A 16,468-nucleotide genomic window follows, 5' to 3' on the forward strand; every position below is an offset into this window, starting at 1 on the left:
CTCAGTCCTGTTTGAGGGCGTGGAGGGCGGAGAGCGGGCCGCCGAGTTGCATGAGGCGTCCGCCCTCGCGCAAGGAGCCGAGGTCGACGGGGGCGAAGCCGAAGGCGGCGGTGAGGTCCTTGACGGTCGTCTTGGCGTCCACATCGTCACCCGCGAGGAACAGCACCTGGCGTCCGGCCTGGTGGCGCGGGTCGGCGGCGATGTACTGGCTGTAGAGGGTGTTGAACGCCTTGACGACGCGGGCTCCGGGCAGCAGTGAGGCGACATATTCGCTGCCAGTCAGCTCGCCCAGGTCAGCGATCTTCGGGTGCGGGGGCGGGGAGGCGAACTGATTGGTGGCGTCGATGACGATGCGTCCGTCGAAGTGCGGCAGGCCGGCTGTCGCGTCCGGGATCTGGGGCCAGCCGACCGCGAGGAGTACGAGTTCCGCCGCGGCGGCTTCCTCCGGGCTGCCGGCGTGGGCGAGCGGTCCGAGTTCGTCGACGAGCCCGGCCAGGGAGGCGGGGCCGCGGCTGTTGCTCAGTACGACCTGGTGGCCGTGGGCCACGGCGTGATGGGCGATGGCCTGGGCGATGGTTCCAGAGCCGATGGTTCCGATCTTCATGGCAGTGCCCTTCGTGGGGTTCAGGATGCGGGGCTGGTGAGCAGGACGGTTCCGCTCTTGCCGGGGCGGCGGACATGGTCGATGGCCTTCGCGAAGTCGGCGAGGTCGTAGCCGGCGGCGACCTCGAAGAGTTCCGGGGCGGTCGCGGCCAGCCGGGCGGCGAAGGCGACGTCCTCGGCCCGTTCCTCAGGTGTGCGGGCCATCCACTGGCAGATGGACACGCCCCGCACGGTCAGGGCCCGCGGTGTCAGTGCGAGCGACTCGAGCGGCGTGCTGCCGGAACCGAGCTGTCCGTAGGTGATCAGCGTGCCGCCGTCGTCGAGCAGCCCAGCCAGCTCACCGGTCAGGGATCCGCCCACCGCGTCCAGTACGACCTGAGCCCCCCGGCCGCCGGTCGCGTCCCGGACCTGAGCGCGCCAGTCCGCGTCGGCCGTCGAGATGGTCGGCAGTCCGGGGAAACGCTGCCGCAAGGTCTGCGCCCCCGTGGCGCCGCGTACCAGGTTGACCAGCGGGATGCCGTGCTTGAGCGCTGCGGCGCTGACCAGTTTTCCCACCGACGAACCGGCGGCTGTCTGCACCACCGGACCTGCCTGGCCGTGCTGGGCGTCCTCGACCGCCCGCAGCAAGGTGAGCAGGGTGAGCGGGTTGACCAGCATCAGGGCCGCGGTCTCGTCGCTGACGCCCTCGGGTACCGGCACCACCAGATCGGTCGGTGCCGTGAGGAGTTCGCTCCACGCGCCCGGCACCGGGAAGAACGCGACCCGCTGACCGGGCCGCAGATCCTGCACGCCCTCGCCGACGGTCTCGATGACGCCCATTCCCTCCAAGCCGGGAATCCGTGGCGTGGCGAACCGCTGTTGCGACTCACCCGGAAAGCCCTGCACTACCGCCAGGTCGCCGGGGTGGATCGGCCGGGACAGCACCCGTACCTGCGCCTGCCCTGCTGCGGGCGCAGCAGGGGGCGGCTGCTCGCTCAGGCGTAGTACCTGTCTGGCTTCTCCGCGCTGGTCGTGGGTGATGGCACGCATGACGCTCCCGCTCCGTGAATTATTAATGATGGGCATCATTGGAATCTGACTATGATGAGAGGTATCATCAAAAAGGTCAAATCGAGAGCGACGCGAGAGGACGGCAATGCCGCGGATCACCAAGGAGGACAAGGCCCGCAATCGGCAGAACATCCTCGAAGCGGCGGGCCGCATGTTTCGCTCGCAGGGGATCGACGCGGTTGGCATCGCCGAGCTGATGAAGGAAGCCGGACTCACCCACGGCGGCTTCTACAACCACTTCGCCTCCAAGAACGACCTGGTCGTGGAGGTGTACGGCGCCTCCTTCGCCGCCTCACTCGGGAGCCTGGCCCGGACGATCGAGGACGGTCCGGACCAGGGCGGCCCTCCGCTGAAGCGGGTCGTGGCCGGATACCTGTCCACGGCGCACCGTGACGCCCCGGACGGCGGCTGCCCTTCCGCTTCCCTGGTCACCGACGCCGGACGGCACAGCGAAGCCGTGCAGAGCGCGTACGCCGAAGGGGTCGAGGGTTATCTCCTCGGCTTCGCCGCCGAGTTCCTGCGCGAAGCCGAGGAGAAGGGTGACGAACTCGACCCGGGCGAGGCCCGCCACAGGGCCATCCGCCTGCTCAGCGAAATGGTCGGCGCGCTGATGCTCGCCCGGGCCGTACGCCACGTTGAACCCGAACTCTCCGACGAGATCCTGCAGACCGGCCGCAGCCAGGCCCTCGACTGATGCGACTCAGCTTGATTTCTCTCTACCAGGGTGAGTTCGGGGGTACGGCGCTGCGGATGGCCCACCGTGCCCCAGAGGGCGCGCCCTGCGCCGGAGATGCTCGCCGCCCGCTCGCTCCGCCCCCGCGCGGCGTACGCAGCCGCCAGCAGGTCGAGACCCAAGGAGATGCCGAATGGGTCATCAAGGATCCGCTTGCCCGTGAGCATCGCGCGGGCATGGGTCACGGCCTCGTGGGAGGGGTCCTGGAGCAGCGCGACGTCCGGTCAGCCACAGACCACTGCCGCCGACGCCTCGGCGTCCGGCGATCAGGGAAACCCACACCTGGCGCGAGTCGGCCCTGAGGCCGGATCGCGCCTCACAGCCCTGGGCTGTCATCTCGTCTGGCCTACGACCTGGATGGAGGAGGCTCGTCTCCCCGCGCATCGGACTGCCGAGGCTGCCCATGGTGGAGTGGCCCACCGGTCGACCGACCGTGCCGATGAGGGCCCGCGTGGCGTGCACTGGAAGACCCACCACCTCATCGAGTGGGCCAATGGCCCCGTTCATCCGGGTCGACGACGAGATCAGCGCCCATGGACCGCCTGTGGGGCGAAGCCAGTCGTCGTGGGTCGTCGTTGCTCTATCGCGTCGACGCGGCCAAGAGCCTCATGAACGCCGACTTCGCGGCGCTCGCCGATCGGCACTTGTGGGTGCACCCTGTTGCCATTTGACCGCTTCCCCGCACCGCGCCGTATGGAGCTTGACGGCCCGGAAGGCCTGCTCGCGTCATTCCTGCTCTGGGCAAGATCCGTTTGAAGACGGACCCTAGTACTGCAACGGTGTTTGAGCTGACTGCTGGCCAGTTCAGGGGCTGTGTCCGCGTCGTTTGTAGTGACTGGTGCGGGCCTGGTGCTGGCGTCTGCGGCGCCAGGTGGACCAGTGCAGGATGTGGGCGGCAGGTGTGGGACGGCGATCGGTAAGGCGGGTGATCAGGCGTCGGATCTCGGCGAGGCCGAGGTTGATGAGCTGGGAGGATCCGTTTCTGCTTTCTCCGCGTCCAGCTCGCGGGCCCGCAGAACGGTCAGGCACGCGTGGGCGGCCATGGCCAACGTCATGTGGCGGTGCCAGCCCGGGTAGCGGCGGACCTGGTAGTCGTCCAGGCCGCATTCCTGCTTCGCACTCTGGAAGCACTCCTCGATCGCCCACCGGCTGTCGGCGATGCGGATCAGCTCGTCCAGGGTGGTCTCGGCTGGGCAGTAGGCAATGTAGTAGGAGATCTCGTCCGGTCGGCTGACACTGCGGCGGGCGAGAACCCAGTGCCGGCGGTCGGGCCGGTGCCAGGGCCTGACCTCGACCCGTGCCCAGTCGTAGATGCGCCGTCCGTGGGCGCCGTCGCCACAGGAACGGCGTTTCCACTTCTGCCTCGCCAGGCCGGGAAACAGGTCGTGGACGGGGTGGTCGATGGCCCAGCGGGTCACGACGGTGTCGTGGCGGGTGGTGGCCATGACGTGGGAGACATCGGCCCGCTCCAGTTCCGACCGCCAGCCTTTGGAGAAGCCGTAGGCGGCGTCCGCGGTCACCCACCGGAACGGGATCTTCTCCGCGATCGCGCGGCGGACCATCGCCTTGGCCATCGCCACCTTCGTCTCGAAGGCCACCTCGTCGCCGATGCCGGCCCGGCGGCACCGGGCACGGTCGTCCGTCCAGGAGGTGGGCAGGTACAAACGGCGGTCGATCAGTGTCCGGCCGCCAGCTGCCGCGTAGGCGAGGAAGACGCCGATCTGGCAGTTCTCCGTCCGCCCGGCGGCGCCGGAGTACTGCCGTTGCACCCCCGCCGACCGCACCCCCTTCTTCAAGAAGCCGGTGTCGTCCACGATCAGGACGGCGTCCTGGTCACCCAGGTTGTCGACCACGTACCGGCGCACGTCATCGAGGACCTCCTCGGCGTCCCAGTCAATCCGGTTCAGCATCCTCTGGATGCGGTCAGGACCTGCGTGACCGGCTTCCTCCGCCAAGGTCCAGCCGTTCTTGCGCGGCAGCGGAGCGATCAGTCCCCGCATATAGGCCAGTGCCGACTCTCGCGGCTCCAACCTGTTGAAACGGTGCACGAACCGCTCGTGCACAGCGTTCAGTTCACTCGCCCACAACCTGACATCAGCAAGGTCCCCACCCATAACTAGAGTAACGACCGACCTGGTCAGCAGTCACGGCAAGCACCGTTGCAGTACTAGTCCAAGGCGAGGCGGACACACCGAAGTGCTGTCTGCCACTTGACGGATTGGGGATGAGGTAGGGCAGATAGAGGCCCCACGAGAGGTCGGGGACCCAGCCGACGATCAGTCCCCAACGATGCCAGTCAGCGGGTGTACAGCGCGATGCCCACAGCGGGCAGTGTCTGGAGGATGATGACACCTCCTGCGGATCGATACCGAGTGCGTCGATGCGGAGCATGCCGCACGGGTTTGTGTCGTGCTGTCCGCCGCTGGCCCCGGGGTGGGGAACGGCCGGGGCAGGCCGAGCCGCCCCTGGCAGTTGGCTCGGTCGGCATGACCTTGTGGCCGACCGTATGGGAACGGGGCGGCAAAGCGGGGCTTACGGCTACTTTGCACCCGGGGTCATTGGCAGGTCCTGGCACGAAGCGACGCGCAGCCGCTCCGTCAAGAGTCAGCCTGCGGCTCTGCTTGCGGTGTGATACGAGCTAGGACGTCGTCGAGCATGCCCAGCGCTTGCCTGGCCTCATCGAGTGTGACCGTCATCGGCGGTGTCACGCGAAGGACGTTGCCCAACAACCCGCCCTTCCCGATGAGTAACCCGCGCTCACGGCACTGCGCGAGAACGGCGTTCGTCGCTGCGACCGCCGGTACCTTGGTCTTCGGTGCGATGAGTTCGAACCCGAGTATGAGCCCGGTGCCTCGGACCTCTCCAATCAGCGAGTAGCGGGTAGCGAGTCCTCGCTGTCCGTCAAATAGAAAGCGGCCGTGCTGGCCACCGCGATCGCCGACCGCGATCCGCGCGCCGCCGCCGGAGCGGCCGAGGCCCATGTCGCCCAGACGGAGTGATGGCTGCGCGCCTTCATGCCGCCCATTGAGGAGGACTCCCCGGCCTGACGCGTTGCGTTGCGTTTGACGCGTCAGACCATTCCGCGTTCGCAATGCGCCTGTGGGCGCCGGAATCTGTGTCACCCTATGCGACCTGCGAGTGTTCGTGGATGAGGCCGCCGAGTCGATCGTGTCGACTGATGCGAGTGTGGTCCTTGGCGATGGGCGGCTCGGGGTCGGTGAGTCGGTCTGGTGCCTGTTGTCCGAGGAATCGATGCGGTCGGTGTCTGTTGTAGTGCTCCGCGTGCTCGCTGACGACAAGGCACAGGTGGCGCTCTCCGGTGATCAGGACGCGGTCGGTTGCCTCGCGTCGGCATGATGCGATCCAGCGTTCCGCGATGGCGTTCATTCGGGGCACCCGGGGCGGTGTCGGAATGACGTGCACGCCGATCGCCCGGAAGACGGCGTCGAAGCTGTCGGTGAAGTAGGTGCCACGGTCCCGGATGAGGAGGCTGATCGACTCTGCGCGGTCACCGAGGTCCACGAGGTAGTTCCGTGCTTGCTGGGTGATCCAGGGGCCGGTCGGGTGCCGGGTGATGCCGGCGATGTGCACGTGTCGGGTGCCGTGGTCGATGAAGAACAGCACGAACCAGCGGCGCAGGAAGACCGTGTCGATGTGGAAGAGGTCGGTGGCCATGATGGCGGAGGCCTGGGCTTTGAGGAAGGCGGGCCAGGACTGGTTGGTGCGCTGGGGTGCGGGGTCGATCCCAGCCTTCTGCAAGATCTCCCAGACGGTCGAGGCGCCGAGTTTGCGTCCCAGGCCGAGCAGTTCGCCGTGGATCCGTTGATATCCCCACCTCGGGTTCTCCCGCGCGAGGCGCAGGACCAGCTGCCGCAGTGCTTCCGGCGTCGGTGGTCGGCCCGGACGGCGGTGTGGATAGGTCCACTTCCGGGCCACGAGGCGTGGGTGCCAGCGCAGGACCGACCGTGGAGTGACCAGCAACGCCAGCCGTGCACGCTGCTGCTTGTTCACCATCCGGAGCAGCGCTGCCATGACAGCCCGATCGCTCCAGGAAAGTTGAGGTCGTGGCTGGATGCGTTGGGCGACACCGAGCTGGTGCCGGAGCATCAAGATCTCGACGTCTTTCGCCGCACTCGACCGTGTGCTTGCCGATAACTTCATCCGTGCAGGTCATGCGGCATGCTGGTATTCGTGGAGGAGGCCGCCGAGGCGATCACGTCGTCGTATGTCGAGGCGGGTTAATGTGTCCGGGTCGTCGATCGGCGCAGGTAATGGGTGCAGTGGGCGGGCGTTGGCGATGCCCTGGTGTGGTCGGTGTGCGTTGTAGAACTGCTCGAACTCTCGTAGGGCGTGGAGCAGGTGCCGGTGGTTCCAGATCAGGGTGCGGTCCAGGAGTTCCCGTCGGCAGGTCTGCACCCACCGTTCCATGATCGAGTTCATTCTCGGCATCCGAACGCCGCTGAGCACGACCTCGATCCCCGCATCCGCCAGGACGGCATCGAACAGGGCGGGGAACTTCCCGTCCCGGTCGCTGATCATGTAACGCGCTCGGCATCCTACGTCCTCAAGGTCCATGGCGAGGTTCTTCGCGGCCTGTGCCACCCACGCTGAGGTCGGGTGCGCGGTGGCACCCAGCACCCGGATCCGTCGGCTGGCATGCTCGATGACGGCCAGCACGTACATCCGAGCCCCGGGCAGGGTGACCGTTTCGAAGAAGTCACAGGCCAGCAGGGCATCGGCCTGGGAGCGCAGAAAGTCCGCCCACGTGCTGGAGGACCGCTCGGGTGCCGGATCGACGCCGGCCTCCTGCAAGATCTCCCAGACGGTGGAAGCGGCCACCTTAACGCCCAGGACGAGCAGTTCACCGTGCAGGCGCCGATACCCCCAGCCAGGATTCTCCCGCGCCAGGCGCAGCACCAGGGCCCGCACCGAGTGCACGGTCCAAGGCCGTCCCGAGCGCCTGGGCCGCGAGGCGGCAGCATGGCGGCGGGCGAGAAGGTCGCGATGCCAGCGCAGCACCGTATCCGGACGCACCAGCAGCCGCACCCCGCGGAGCACGTCCACGGGAAGCCGGTGCAGCAGCGCCGCCAGAAATGCCCGGTCGCTCGGCGTGAACCGCACCCGATCCTTGCCGAGTTGGCGCTCCAGCACCACGATCTGATGGCGCAAGGCGAGTATCTCGACAGCCTTGTCCCGATCGCCCATCGGTAGCAGGCGCAGCATGGCGAACGCATGCGTCACGCCCCAGTAAGCCAGTCGCAGCAGCACAGTCGATCATCTTGCCGCCGCGAGCGCCAGCCTCGCGAGAGCACCCGCTCGGGCGACTCCGCCGGTCGACCTCCCGTACACCGCGCACACCACCTCCCACCAGGGCGGATGATATTTTCGGCAAGCGCAACGTCGACTACGCGCGGGCCGCCGCCGAGGCAGGAGTGCACGAGCTGTTCGTGGACTTCGGGCAGACACCCGCCACCCTCGCCCAGCGCGTCGACCTGGCCGGCCGCTTCATCGAGGGAGCCCGCCACGGTTGACGGCGCTTAGCGCCACGAACGGCCCTCGGGAACACGTGGACACATGTGTTCCCGAGGGCCGTCGGTGTGTCAGGACGCTCCGAGGCCGTTCAGCAGGGTGTCGACGACGACATCCGCCGCCTGCCCGGGGCTCAACTCGGGCAGCTGCCGGGAGACGAGGTGCATGAGCTGGGGGAGCAGCGCGCTCGCCCAGCCCTCCGGGAGACCGGGGCGCAGGAGCCCTTCGTCGGTGGCGCGTTGAAGGAAGGCGTCGACCTCGCGGACGGACATGTCGCGGCGCGCGGAGACGCTGTCGTCGGCGAGCATGCGGGCGAGGTCGACGGGCCAGGTGCGGTTGACGGCGATGATGTTCTCGACGTAGCGGTGCAGGGCGACGGCGACGGGTGCCTCGCGTAGCCGTGCGTCCTCGATGGCCTGCTCGATGGCCGTCAGCCGGGACTCGTAGATGGCCGCGAGGAGGTCTTCGCGGGAGGCGAAGCGGCGGTAGACGGTGCGCCGGTCCACTCCTGCCTCGGCGGCGATGCTGGCGATGCTGGCGCCGGGGTCGGCGGCGAGCATGCGTGCTCCGGTGGTCAGGACGGCTTCCAGGTTGCGTGCTGCGTCGGCTCTCACCGCGCCGAGTCTAGTGGCGGAATGTGAAGCCTGAGACATCTAGCGCCTCTCGGGAGTAGAAGCATGCCTAGTAAGTGCTACAGTGAAGTGACAGATTAATTCTTTAGTGTCATATCACTGTGCACCACTTCCAGAAGGGCAAGTACCGATGTCGAAGGCATCCACCTCCCCCTCACCCAAGGCGGGTGGTGTCGCCGCCGCGATGAGCGCGCTGATCCTCGCTGTCCTCCTCGCGGCCCTCGACCAGACGATCGTCTCGACCGCGTTGCCCCGGATAGCCGAGGACCTGAACGGGTTCGACAACATCGCGTGGGTCAGCGCCGCGTACCTCCTCGCGTCGACGGCGGTCACCCCGCTGTGGGGCAAGCTCGGCGACATGTTCGGCCGCAAGCGGCTGTATCTGGCCGCGACCTCGATCTTCCTGATCGCCTCGGTGGCCTGCGGCCTGGCGCAGAACCTGCCCGAGCTGATCGGCGCCCGCGTACTGCAGGGCGTGGGCGGCGGCGGCATGATCGTGCTGACCTTCGCCCTCGTCGGTGACATCGTCGCCCCGGGCGAACGCGGCCGCTACCAGGGCATGTTCGGTTCGGTCTACGGCGTCGCCAGCATCGTCGGCCCCCTGCTGGGCGGCGTCTTCACCGACCAGCTGTCCTGGCGGTGGGCGTTCCTGATCAACCTGCCTGTCGGCATCATCGCCCTGACCATCGCCGCCCGGGCGCTGCCCGCGGCCACCCGGGGGGCCAAGGCACGTATCGACTATTCCGGCGCCACCATCCTGGCCGCCATCGCGACCGGCCTGGTCCTGATCACGTCCTTCGGCGAGCGCTGGGGCTGGGGCTCGCTGGCCATCGTCGGCCTGATCGTCGCCACCGTCGCGCTGGCCGTGCTGCTGGTGCCGGTCGAGCGCCGCGCCGCCGCCCCGGTCCTGCCGCCGGCCATGCTCGCCTCCCGGACCGTGGTCTTCTCCTCGCTGATCGGATTCTTCGCTAACGCCGCGATGTTCGCCGTACTGGTCTACCTGCCGACCTACCTGCAGATCGTCCACGGGGTCTCGGCCACGCTCTCCGGCATCCACATGCTGCCCCTGGTCGCCGGTCTGGTCGTCAGCCAGTCCCTGGCCGGGCGCTGGGCCTCACACGTCGACCGGCTGCGGGAGATCCTCCTGGTGGGTCTGCTCGCCAACCTCGCCGGGCTGCTCCTGCTGGGCACCATCGGCGCCGCCACCAATACGCTCGTGCTGAGCGTCTACTTCCTGATCACCGGTGTCGGCATCGGCATGGTGCCCATGGTTGTGCTGACCACTGTCCAGAACAGCGTGCCCGCCGCCGATCTCGGCGCCGCCAGCGCCGTGGTCACCTTCGCCCGCTCCATCGGCGCGGCCTTCGGTGTCGCCGTCTTCGGCACTCTCCTCAACACCGGCTTCGCCGACCGCACGCGCGGCCTGCCGACCGCCGGCGGCTTCGACGCCACCCGCCCCGACACCATCGGCCGGCTGCCCGGCGCCCTGCGCGACACCGCGCTGGACGCCTTCGCCCATGCCACGGCCATGGGCTACCTCTGGATCGCCCCGACCCTCGCCGTCGGCACCCTCCTCGCACTCTTCCTCAAGTCCGCGCGGAAGACCGGCAAGACGACCGACACCTCCGAGCCCGTAACCGCGCAGGACGCCGTTCCGGCCGCCTGACCCGCCCGACAACGCGCCCTCGACCGGCCGACGCCCTCGCCGGGTGCCGGTCGGCGGCGTTTCCGGACGCCAGCGGGGCTCGCATGGTGCCCACGCGCCGCCGTCCGCCGAGGCGCTCTCCGAGAGCCTCTTGAGCTGGGCCAGCCACAGAGCGTCCAAGCGCCGCGTCCACAGAGGGGACAACGCCGCGACCGCGGTGAACAGCCAGGCCTGGTACAGCTGCACACCGGTCCCGATGCCCGACCAGCCGAGCCGGTGATGCGGGACGTGTTCTCCCACGAAGATCTCGAACCGGTGCCCGTGGAACCACACTTCGAAGGTCCGGGCGAGCGGCCCGGCCCGGACCTCGGTGACGCACGGAACCCATTCCGGCCACCGCGTCACCTCGGTGAGCAGCGTGAACGCGGTGGCGGGCGGAGCGTGTACGACGGCCTGGGCCTGACAGAAGCTGTGGGCCTCGTCGGGCGAGAAGCCCGACGGCCAGTGGATGTCCGGATGGCCATCTGAGGCATCGAGCATCCGGTTCCCCTCTGGTGGTGCAGGGTGGCCTCAGGTGTGGCCACCGGGGGGAGGACGGCCGCTCGGACATCCCCGCGTCCACTGTGCGCGAAGGCCCGGAGCCCGGCATACGTCAAACGACTGAGGGAACGCCGGGTCCTCAGTCCTCTTCGGCGGGCAGGTCCAGGCCGGAGAGCGCGTCGCGCAGCGCGGCCCGCGACGTGATGCCCGGCTTGGGATAGATCTGGTACAGGTGCGTGCCGATGGTCCGATGCGACAGGAGCATCCGCTCGGCGATCTGCTTGTTGGCCAGCCCGGTCGCCGCGAGCGTGGCGATCTGCAGCTCCTGAGCGGTCAGCGCCACGGCCCTCGGCCTGGCGGCGGCGGGCGCGGACCGGCCGCCCGCCCGCAGCTCCACCGCGGCACGCGTCACCCAGGGCTTGGCCCCCAGGCGCTGGAAGGCCTCCAACGCCTGGGTCAGCTGCTCCCGCGCCTCCGCCATGGCACGCAGCCGCCGCAGTCGTTCGCCGTAGAAGAGGCGCACCCGCGCGATGTCGAAGGGCCAGCGCTCCGGATCGGGCAGGGACGGGGCCCGCTCGAAGAGGGCGGCCCCCGCCTCCCCGGGTGTGGTCAGCGCCTCGCAGGCCACGACCAGCATCTCCAGCCGGGGCGACGGCCCGGCCATCGAGGACTCGCGCATCGCTGCCGCGTGGGCCGCGGCCTCCTTCACCCGGCCGGTGCGGACGGCCGTCTCGACCAGATCATCGTTCCCCACATGGCGATCGGGACATAGGGGGCGACGGTCCTGGGCGGGCTGAGCGTGCAGGCGTGCTGGTACGCCGTCTCGAAGTCGCCACTGCCGAGAGCGGCCAGCGCCCTGGCATGGCAGGCGAAGGATCGGGCGCCGTAGGTCCCGCCGGGCATCGCCCACCGGACGATCTGCTCGGTCAGCGCGGCGCTGGTCTCCGCGTCGCCCTGGGCCGCGGCCACGGCCGCCTGGATGTACTGGAAGTACCACGCGTAGAACCGGTAGTCGTGGTCCTCGCACAGGGTGAGCCCCTCGGCCGCCAGCTGCGCGGCGTCGTCCCACCGGCCCAGGTGGAAGTAGTCCAGGCCCAGGTGCATCAGCGCGCCCAGGTGGCGGCGGACGGGCGCGGCGCCCGTGCGGCCCTGGTCCACCAGTCGGCGCGTGGCCCACCGGAAGTCCCCGAGCCGGTCCACGAACACCGAGGCCGTGCCGACGCGGATCACGAGGGTCGGGTCGTCCCCCACCGTGGCGATCATCTCCGTCAGCTGAGGCAGCACCGCGGCACCGGTGCGCGCCGGGTCGCCGAAGGTCTGGGTGATCACCCACAGCAGCACCGGTTCTCGGCGAACGTGCAGGTCATCATCGATGCCGACAGCCGCCTGGTCGTCGCACCGGCCCGGCCGGCGCCCGGGAACAAGGCCGACGCCCACCCCCTGGGACCACTACCCAGGAACCCACGCCAAGGCCTAAAACAACGGCATGACTCTGTTGGTGATGTTGTCGGGGTCATGCGGTAGTTGTCGGTGGGCTGGCACAGTGGCAGGGAGGCTGTTCCAGGGGGTGGGCTGCGATGTCGTTGCGACCGAAGAGCTATCAGCGGATCCCGGCGAAGACAGTGCGGACGGCGCGGGCCGCGTGTCCGAAGGGCACACCGGCGATGCTGATCCGGGATCGGTTGGACGTGCTGTTCGAGGACGAGGAGTTCGCTTCTCTGTATCCGGCCGACGGCCGTCCGGGTCTGTCACCGGGGCAGTTGGCGCTGGCGTCGGTGCTGCAGTTCGCCGAGAACCTCTCCGACCGGCAGGCTGCCGACGCGGTCCGCACCCGCATTGACTGGAAATATGCCCTCGGGATGGAGCTGGACGATGCCGGGTTCGACTACTCAGTGCTGTGCGAGTTCCGGGCCCGGCTGGCCGAGGGTGATGCCGCCGACCGGCTGCTGACGGTGATGCTGGAGCGGCTGGTGGAGGCCGGGTTGCTGAAATCCGGAGGTCGTCAGCGCACCGACGCCACTCACGTGATGGCGGCAGTCCGCACGCTCAGCCGGCTGGAACTGGCCGGCGAGACGCTGCGGGCCGCGCTGGAAGAGCTGGCCGAGGCCGACGGGGACTGGCTGCTGCCCTTGATCGAGCCGGAATGGGACAAGCGCTACGGGCGCAAGATCGAGATCGGGAAGGTCCCCGGTGGGAAAGCCGGGGTCACCGCCCTGGCGGAGACCTTCGGCCGGGACGGCCAGAAGATCCTGACCGCCGTGTGGGCACCCGACGCCCCACCCCGACTGCGGGTGTTACCGCAGGTGGAGATCCTGCGGCAGGTCTGGGTCCATCATTACTACTGGGACACCCACGGGCGTCTGCGCTGGCGCGACGGCCACGCACTGCCCCCGGCACACCTGCGGTTCGACTCCCCTTACGACACCGACGCCCACTACTGCGTCAAGCGGGACACCGCCTGGAGCGGCTACCGGGTCCATCTGACCGAGACCTGTGACACCGACCGGCCCGAAGTGGTCATCCACGTGGCCACCACGATCGCCCCGGTCCAGGACGGCGAACTCACCGAACAGATCCACGACGACCTCGCCGACGCCCGCCTGGCCCCGGCCGAACATGTTGTCGATGCCGCCTACATCACCCCGGCCCGGATCGAACGGGCCCGCCGGGTCCATGGCATCACCCTGCTGGGCCCGGTGGTGCCCGACCACAGCCACCAGGCCAAGAGCGGCAGCGGCTTCGACAAGTCCGCCTTCGCCGCGGACTGGGACAACAAGCAGGTCACCTGCCCCCGCGGGCACATCAGCCGGCACTGGGGACCACTGCGCATCAACGGCCACGACTACATCCAGGTCCGTTTCGACAAGGCCACCTGCCTTGCCTGCCCCGACCGCCCTCAGTGCACCACCTCCGCCACCCGTCCGCGTGCACTCGCGCTCCTGCCCACCCGTAAACTCCACGAGATCCAGACCCGCAACCGGCTGGACCAGCAGACCAAGGACTGGCAGCAGCGCTACGCGATCCGTGCCGGCATCGAGGCCACCCTCTCCCAGAACATTCGCACCTGCGGCCTGCGCCGATCCCGCTACCGCGGCCTGGCAAGAACCCACGTCCAGCACGTACTGACCGCACTGGCCTGCAACCTCACCCGCGTCGCCGACTGGATCGCCGAGCCGACCCCCACCCGCCACCGATCAACACGCTTCCACTCTCTCTGCACCACCGCCGCATGACCCCAGAAGATCACCAACAGAGTCACGGCATTGCCTTGAGGAGCCCCGCCGTCCTTCGAGGGTGTCAGCGGACGGTGGCGCGGGCGGCCTTCTCGATCACGTCGGCCACCAGGTGCGGGTGGGAGACGGCGACCGAGTGGGAGGCGGCGACCTCGGTGATGTGCGCGTGGGCGCGCTTGGCCATGAAGCGCTGGACAGCGGCGGGGATGTTGGGGTCCTGGGTGGTGACGATGTCCCAGCTGGGCTTGGTCTTCCAGGCCGCGCTGGTGGCCTTCTCCTCCAGGGCGGCCTGGGCGATGGGACGCTGTTCGGCGGCCATCAGGGCGGCCTGCCGCGCGGGGACGTCGGCGGCGAACTGGTGGCGGAACTTGTCCTGCCGGATGTACAGGTCGGTGGCGGTGGAGCCGTCGGCCTGCTGGTAGGTGACCGGGTCGAGGGCGTCGGGGAGGGTGGAGCCCGGGTACTTGGTGGTGAGCTCCAGGGCGGTCTCACCGGGGGCGGGCAGGAAGGCGGCGACGTAGACGAGGGCCTTGACCTCGGGGTCGTTCGTGGCGGCCTCGCTGATGACGTTGCCGCCGTAGGAGTGGCCGACGAGGATCTTCGGGCCCTTGACGTGGTCCAGGACCGTGCGCAGGGCGGCGGCGTCGGAGGCCGGGCCGCGCAGCGGGTTGGCGGCGGCGACGACCGGGTAGCCGTCGACGCGCAGGTCGGCGAGGACACCGTTCCAGCTGGAGCCGTCGGCGAAGGCGCCGTGCTCCAGGACGATGGTCGGCTTGGGGTGCTTGCCGGTGTCGGCGGCCTCGGCGGTCCTGGTCGCGCCGTCGGCGGTGCCGCTGAGGGCGAACGCTCCGAACGCGGCGCCCGCCGCGACCGTCGAGAAGACACCCGTCACCAGCCGCTTGCGGCCACCGTTGATGCTCACCACGACAAACCCCTCTCAGGAATTTTTCTCGGTACATACGGTGTTCCGGTCTTACCGGCGTTCGTCACCGCTTGGACTGGTGACGAATTTTTCAGGCGATTCATCACCTGTCAAGGTGGTGACGAGTGTGTGGGGGTTCCAGGCCGACGACGTGCGAGCCTGGAGCCCTGCGCGAACAGACGCGAACGGAAAGGTGGGGTGCCATGAGTGACGCCGAGGAGACGGCGCTGCTGGCGGGAGGCTGCTTCTGGGGCATGCAGGAGCTGATCCGGGCGCTGCCCGGTGTGGTGGGCACCCGGGTCGGCTACAGCGGCGACGACGACAAGCCCAACGCCACCTATCGCGACCACGGAAAACACGCGGAGTCGATCGAGATCACCTTCGACCCCACGGCCACCGACTACCGCACGATCCTGGAGTACTTCTTCCAGATCCACGACCCGAGCACGAGGAACCGGCAGGGCAACGACATCGGCCTCAGCTACCGCTCCGCCATCTTCTACTTCGACGACGAGCAGCGCCGTGTCGCCGAGGACACCATCGCCGACGTCGACGCGTCCGGGCTGTGGCCGGGACCGGTGGTGACCGAGGTGGTCCCGGCAGGCCCGTTCTGGGAGGCGGAGCCGGAGCACCAGGACTACCTCCTGCGCTACCCGGACGGCTACACCTGCCACTTCCCGCGCCCGAACTGGCGCCTGCCCAAGCGCAGCGAGTCCTGAACACCTGAGCACGTGAACACCGGCGCGGCCGGGAGGGCGATGTCCTTCCCGGCCGCGCGCCGTTGTCACGGGTTCGCCAGGCCCGTCGCCCTACTTAGCCCACGGATCCCGCACGATGATGTCCGCCAGCGCCGACGCACAGCCGGAGAGCATCCGCTCGCCCTTCTCCGGGCTCGCCGCCCGGGCGTCGCCCGTGACCCCGGACTCGGTGATCCGGTCGAAGGACACGGCCGTGTACACCGGTTCGGTGGACTCGGCGGGCAGTGTGATCCGCGGCCCGTGCGCCTCGTCCAGATGCTCGGTCCGGATCAGCTCGGGGTAGGCGGCCATCATCATGGACGTCTCCCCCTCACGCGTGCATGAGGCCGTCCTGGGTCTCCAGAGTGTCCCGTACGACCTCCCGTCCGGCGCCGAAGTAGCTGGCGAACGCGATCGGCGTCGACAGTTCCGCGGTCAGCTCGGTGGTGAGGGCGTTCAGAGCGGTCATGTTCCCGCCGTGCCCGTTGACGATCAGGATGCGCGAGAAATCCACCCGGATCACGGAACGGCAGATGTCCCGCAGCAGCGCGTGCAAGGTGGGCAGGCTGAGTGTCAGGGTGCCGCCGAAGGCCATGTGATGCTCCGACAGACCCGTCGGCACGGAAGGCGTCACCACCACACCGATGTGCTCGGCGGCCAGCACCGCCGCCCGGCGGCACACCTCCGTCGCCAGGAAGTCGTCGACGCCGGTGGGCAGATGAGGGCCGTGCTGCTCGGTGGCCCCGATGGGCAGCAGCACCACCGCGTCCCGCGCCGCGAGGGCACGCAGCTCGGCGGCGGTCAGACGGTTCCACTGGACTCCGCTCATCAGGGACTCCTGCGG

At 69.0% G+C, this 16,468-nt stretch carries 17 protein-coding genes and 1 pseudogene; 6 read left to right on the forward strand and 12 right to left on the reverse strand.

Annotation, left to right across the window (positions count from 1 at the left end; all coding sequences use genetic code 11):
• Position 1 precedes the first annotated feature (1 nt).
• Positions 2-604 carry an NAD(P)-binding domain-containing protein gene (locus tag AS97_RS44895; RefSeq protein ID WP_059147325.1) on the reverse strand — a complete coding sequence of 201 codons (603 nt, stop codon included), beginning with the start codon at positions 602-604 and terminating at the stop codon, positions 2-4.
• A 20-nt stretch (positions 605-624) separates the two neighbouring features.
• A complete protein-coding gene (locus AS97_RS44900; protein ID WP_059147324.1) occupies positions 625-1,632 on the reverse strand; it encodes a zinc-binding dehydrogenase in 1,008 nt (335 codons plus the stop codon).
• A 106-nt stretch (positions 1,633-1,738) separates the two neighbouring features.
• Here AS97_RS44900 and AS97_RS44905 point away from each other — a divergent pair, with 106 nt between their 5' ends.
• Positions 1,739-2,347, forward strand: coding sequence for a TetR/AcrR family transcriptional regulator (locus AS97_RS44905; RefSeq protein ID WP_086706727.1), 609 nt, complete (start codon positions 1,739-1,741; stop codon positions 2,345-2,347).
• A 572-nt stretch (positions 2,348-2,919) separates the two neighbouring features.
• A complete protein-coding gene (locus AS97_RS48235; protein WP_247204707.1) occupies positions 2,920-3,057 on the forward strand; it encodes a hypothetical protein in 138 nt (45 codons plus the stop codon).
• A gap of 258 nt (positions 3,058-3,315) precedes the next feature.
• Here the strand turns inward: AS97_RS48235 and AS97_RS44915 are convergent, their stop codons facing one another.
• The 5 genes from AS97_RS44915 to AS97_RS44940 form a co-directional block, all read right to left on the reverse strand.
• Positions 3,316-4,500, reverse strand: coding sequence for an IS701 family transposase (locus tag AS97_RS44915; RefSeq protein ID WP_210566945.1), 1,185 nt, complete (start codon positions 4,498-4,500; stop codon positions 3,316-3,318).
• Between the two features lie 483 nt (positions 4,501-4,983).
• Positions 4,984-5,367 carry an aminotransferase class III-fold pyridoxal phosphate-dependent enzyme gene (locus AS97_RS44920; RefSeq protein ID WP_210566946.1) on the reverse strand — a complete coding sequence of 128 codons (384 nt, stop codon included), beginning with the start codon at positions 5,365-5,367 and terminating at the stop codon, positions 4,984-4,986.
• 142 nt (positions 5,368-5,509) lie between these two features.
• On the reverse strand, positions 5,510-6,418 hold the full coding sequence (locus AS97_RS44925) for a helix-turn-helix domain-containing protein (RefSeq protein ID WP_247204708.1): 909 nt from the start codon (positions 6,416-6,418) through the stop codon (positions 5,510-5,512).
• 138 nt (positions 6,419-6,556) lie between these two features.
• Positions 6,557-7,654 (reverse strand): integrase core domain-containing protein, encoded by a 1,098-nt coding sequence (locus AS97_RS44930; protein WP_210566948.1) that lies wholly within the window; start codon positions 7,652-7,654, stop codon positions 6,557-6,559.
• A 332-nt stretch (positions 7,655-7,986) separates the two neighbouring features.
• Positions 7,987-8,475 (reverse strand): TetR/AcrR family transcriptional regulator, encoded by a 489-nt coding sequence (locus AS97_RS44940; RefSeq protein ID WP_059147322.1) that lies wholly within the window; start codon positions 8,473-8,475, stop codon positions 7,987-7,989.
• A gap of 202 nt (positions 8,476-8,677) precedes the next feature.
• Between AS97_RS44940 and AS97_RS44945 the strand changes: the two genes are divergently transcribed.
• Entirely contained in the window at positions 8,678-10,213 is a 1,536-nt protein-coding gene (locus AS97_RS44945) for an MDR family MFS transporter (RefSeq protein WP_210566949.1), read from the forward strand.
• 658 nt (positions 10,214-10,871) lie between these two features.
• On the opposite strand, the gene AS97_RS48240 is transcribed toward AS97_RS44945, so the two are convergent.
• Both AS97_RS48240 and AS97_RS48245 read right to left on the reverse strand, forming a co-directional pair.
• On the reverse strand, positions 10,872-11,486 hold the full coding sequence (locus tag AS97_RS48240; protein WP_247204709.1) for a helix-turn-helix transcriptional regulator: 615 nt from the start codon (positions 11,484-11,486) through the stop codon (positions 10,872-10,874).
• A complete protein-coding gene (locus AS97_RS48245; RefSeq protein WP_236669640.1) occupies positions 11,438-12,061 on the reverse strand; it encodes a hypothetical protein in 624 nt (207 codons plus the stop codon). Before AS97_RS48245 ends, AS97_RS48240 begins: the two co-directional genes overlap by 49 nt.
• A gap of 3 nt (positions 12,062-12,064) precedes the next feature.
• Between AS97_RS48245 and AS97_RS49155 the strand changes: the two are divergent.
• Together AS97_RS49155 and AS97_RS44955 are read left to right on the forward strand one after the other, a co-directional pair.
• Positions 12,065-12,169 (forward strand): annotated as a pseudogene (locus AS97_RS49155) (IS5/IS1182 family transposase); the annotation flags it as partial.
• A gap of 140 nt (positions 12,170-12,309) precedes the next feature.
• On the forward strand, positions 12,310-13,965 hold the full coding sequence (locus tag AS97_RS44955) for an IS1182 family transposase (RefSeq protein ID WP_210564157.1): 1,656 nt from the start codon (positions 12,310-12,312) through the stop codon (positions 13,963-13,965).
• Between the two features lie 64 nt (positions 13,966-14,029).
• On the opposite strand, the gene AS97_RS44960 is transcribed toward AS97_RS44955, so the two are convergent.
• Entirely contained in the window at positions 14,030-14,890 is an 861-nt protein-coding gene (locus tag AS97_RS44960) for an alpha/beta hydrolase (RefSeq protein WP_125757148.1), read from the reverse strand.
• 200 nt (positions 14,891-15,090) lie between these two features.
• On the opposite strand from AS97_RS44960, the gene msrA reads away from it, so the two are divergent.
• Positions 15,091-15,606 (forward strand): peptide-methionine (S)-S-oxide reductase MsrA, encoded by a 516-nt coding sequence (gene msrA / locus AS97_RS44965; protein WP_059147318.1) that lies wholly within the window; start codon positions 15,091-15,093, stop codon positions 15,604-15,606.
• Positions 15,607-15,696: 90 nt separating this feature from the next.
• Here msrA and AS97_RS48805 read toward each other — a convergent pair whose 3' ends face one another.
• Positions 15,697-15,942: a creatininase family protein gene (locus tag AS97_RS48805; protein WP_282615715.1), complete on the reverse strand. Its 246-nt coding sequence runs from the start codon at positions 15,940-15,942 to the stop codon at positions 15,697-15,699.
• Between the two features lie 13 nt (positions 15,943-15,955).
• Entirely contained in the window at positions 15,956-16,453 is a 498-nt protein-coding gene (locus tag AS97_RS44970; RefSeq protein ID WP_260613103.1) for a creatininase family protein, read from the reverse strand.
• Positions 16,454-16,468 lie beyond the last annotated feature (15 nt).

The sequence above is a fragment of the Streptomyces sp. AgN23 genome (assembly GCF_001598115.1).
GTDB lineage: Bacteria > Actinomycetota > Actinomycetes > Streptomycetales > Streptomycetaceae > Streptomyces > Streptomyces antimycoticus.

What these genes read in the sequence shown, in the direction of transcription:
- AS97_RS44970 (WP_260613103.1), bottom strand. Translation starts at nt 16,453, where the DNA reads ATGAGCGGAGTCCAGTGGAACCGTCTGACCGCCGCCGAGCTGCGTGCC.
- AS97_RS48805 (WP_282615715.1), bottom strand. Translation starts at nt 15,942, where the DNA reads ATGATGATGGCCGCCTACCCCGAGCTGATCCGGACCGAGCATCTGGAC.
- AS97_RS48235 (WP_247204707.1), top strand. Translation starts at nt 2,920, where the DNA reads ATGGACCGCCTGTGGGGCGAAGCCAGTCGTCGTGGGTCGTCGTTGCTC.
- AS97_RS44940 (WP_059147322.1), bottom strand. Translation starts at nt 8,475, where the DNA reads ATGCTCGCCGCCGACCCCGGCGCCAGCATCGCCAGCATCGCCGCCGAG.
- AS97_RS44955 (WP_210564157.1), top strand. Translation starts at nt 12,310, where the DNA reads ATGTCGTTGCGACCGAAGAGCTATCAGCGGATCCCGGCGAAGACAGTG.
- AS97_RS44945 (WP_210566949.1), top strand. Translation starts at nt 8,678, where the DNA reads ATGTCGAAGGCATCCACCTCCCCCTCACCCAAGGCGGGTGGTGTCGCC.
- AS97_RS44895 (WP_059147325.1), bottom strand. Translation starts at nt 604, where the DNA reads ATGAAGATCGGAACCATCGGCTCTGGAACCATCGCCCAGGCCATCGCC.
- AS97_RS44920 (WP_210566946.1), bottom strand. Translation starts at nt 5,367, where the DNA reads ATGGGCCTCGGCCGCTCCGGCGGCGGCGCGCGGATCGCGGTCGGCGAT.
- AS97_RS44900 (WP_059147324.1), bottom strand. Translation starts at nt 1,632, where the DNA reads ATGCGTGCCATCACCCACGACCAGCGCGGAGAAGCCAGACAGGTACTA.
- AS97_RS44915 (WP_210566945.1), bottom strand. Translation starts at nt 4,500, where the DNA reads ATGGGTGGGGACCTTGCTGATGTCAGGTTGTGGGCGAGTGAACTGAAC.
- msrA (WP_059147318.1), top strand. Translation starts at nt 15,091, where the DNA reads ATGAGTGACGCCGAGGAGACGGCGCTGCTGGCGGGAGGCTGCTTCTGG.
- AS97_RS44925 (WP_247204708.1), bottom strand. Translation starts at nt 6,418, where the DNA reads ATGGCAGCGCTGCTCCGGATGGTGAACAAGCAGCAGCGTGCACGGCTG.
- AS97_RS44905 (WP_086706727.1), top strand. Translation starts at nt 1,739, where the DNA reads ATGCCGCGGATCACCAAGGAGGACAAGGCCCGCAATCGGCAGAACATC.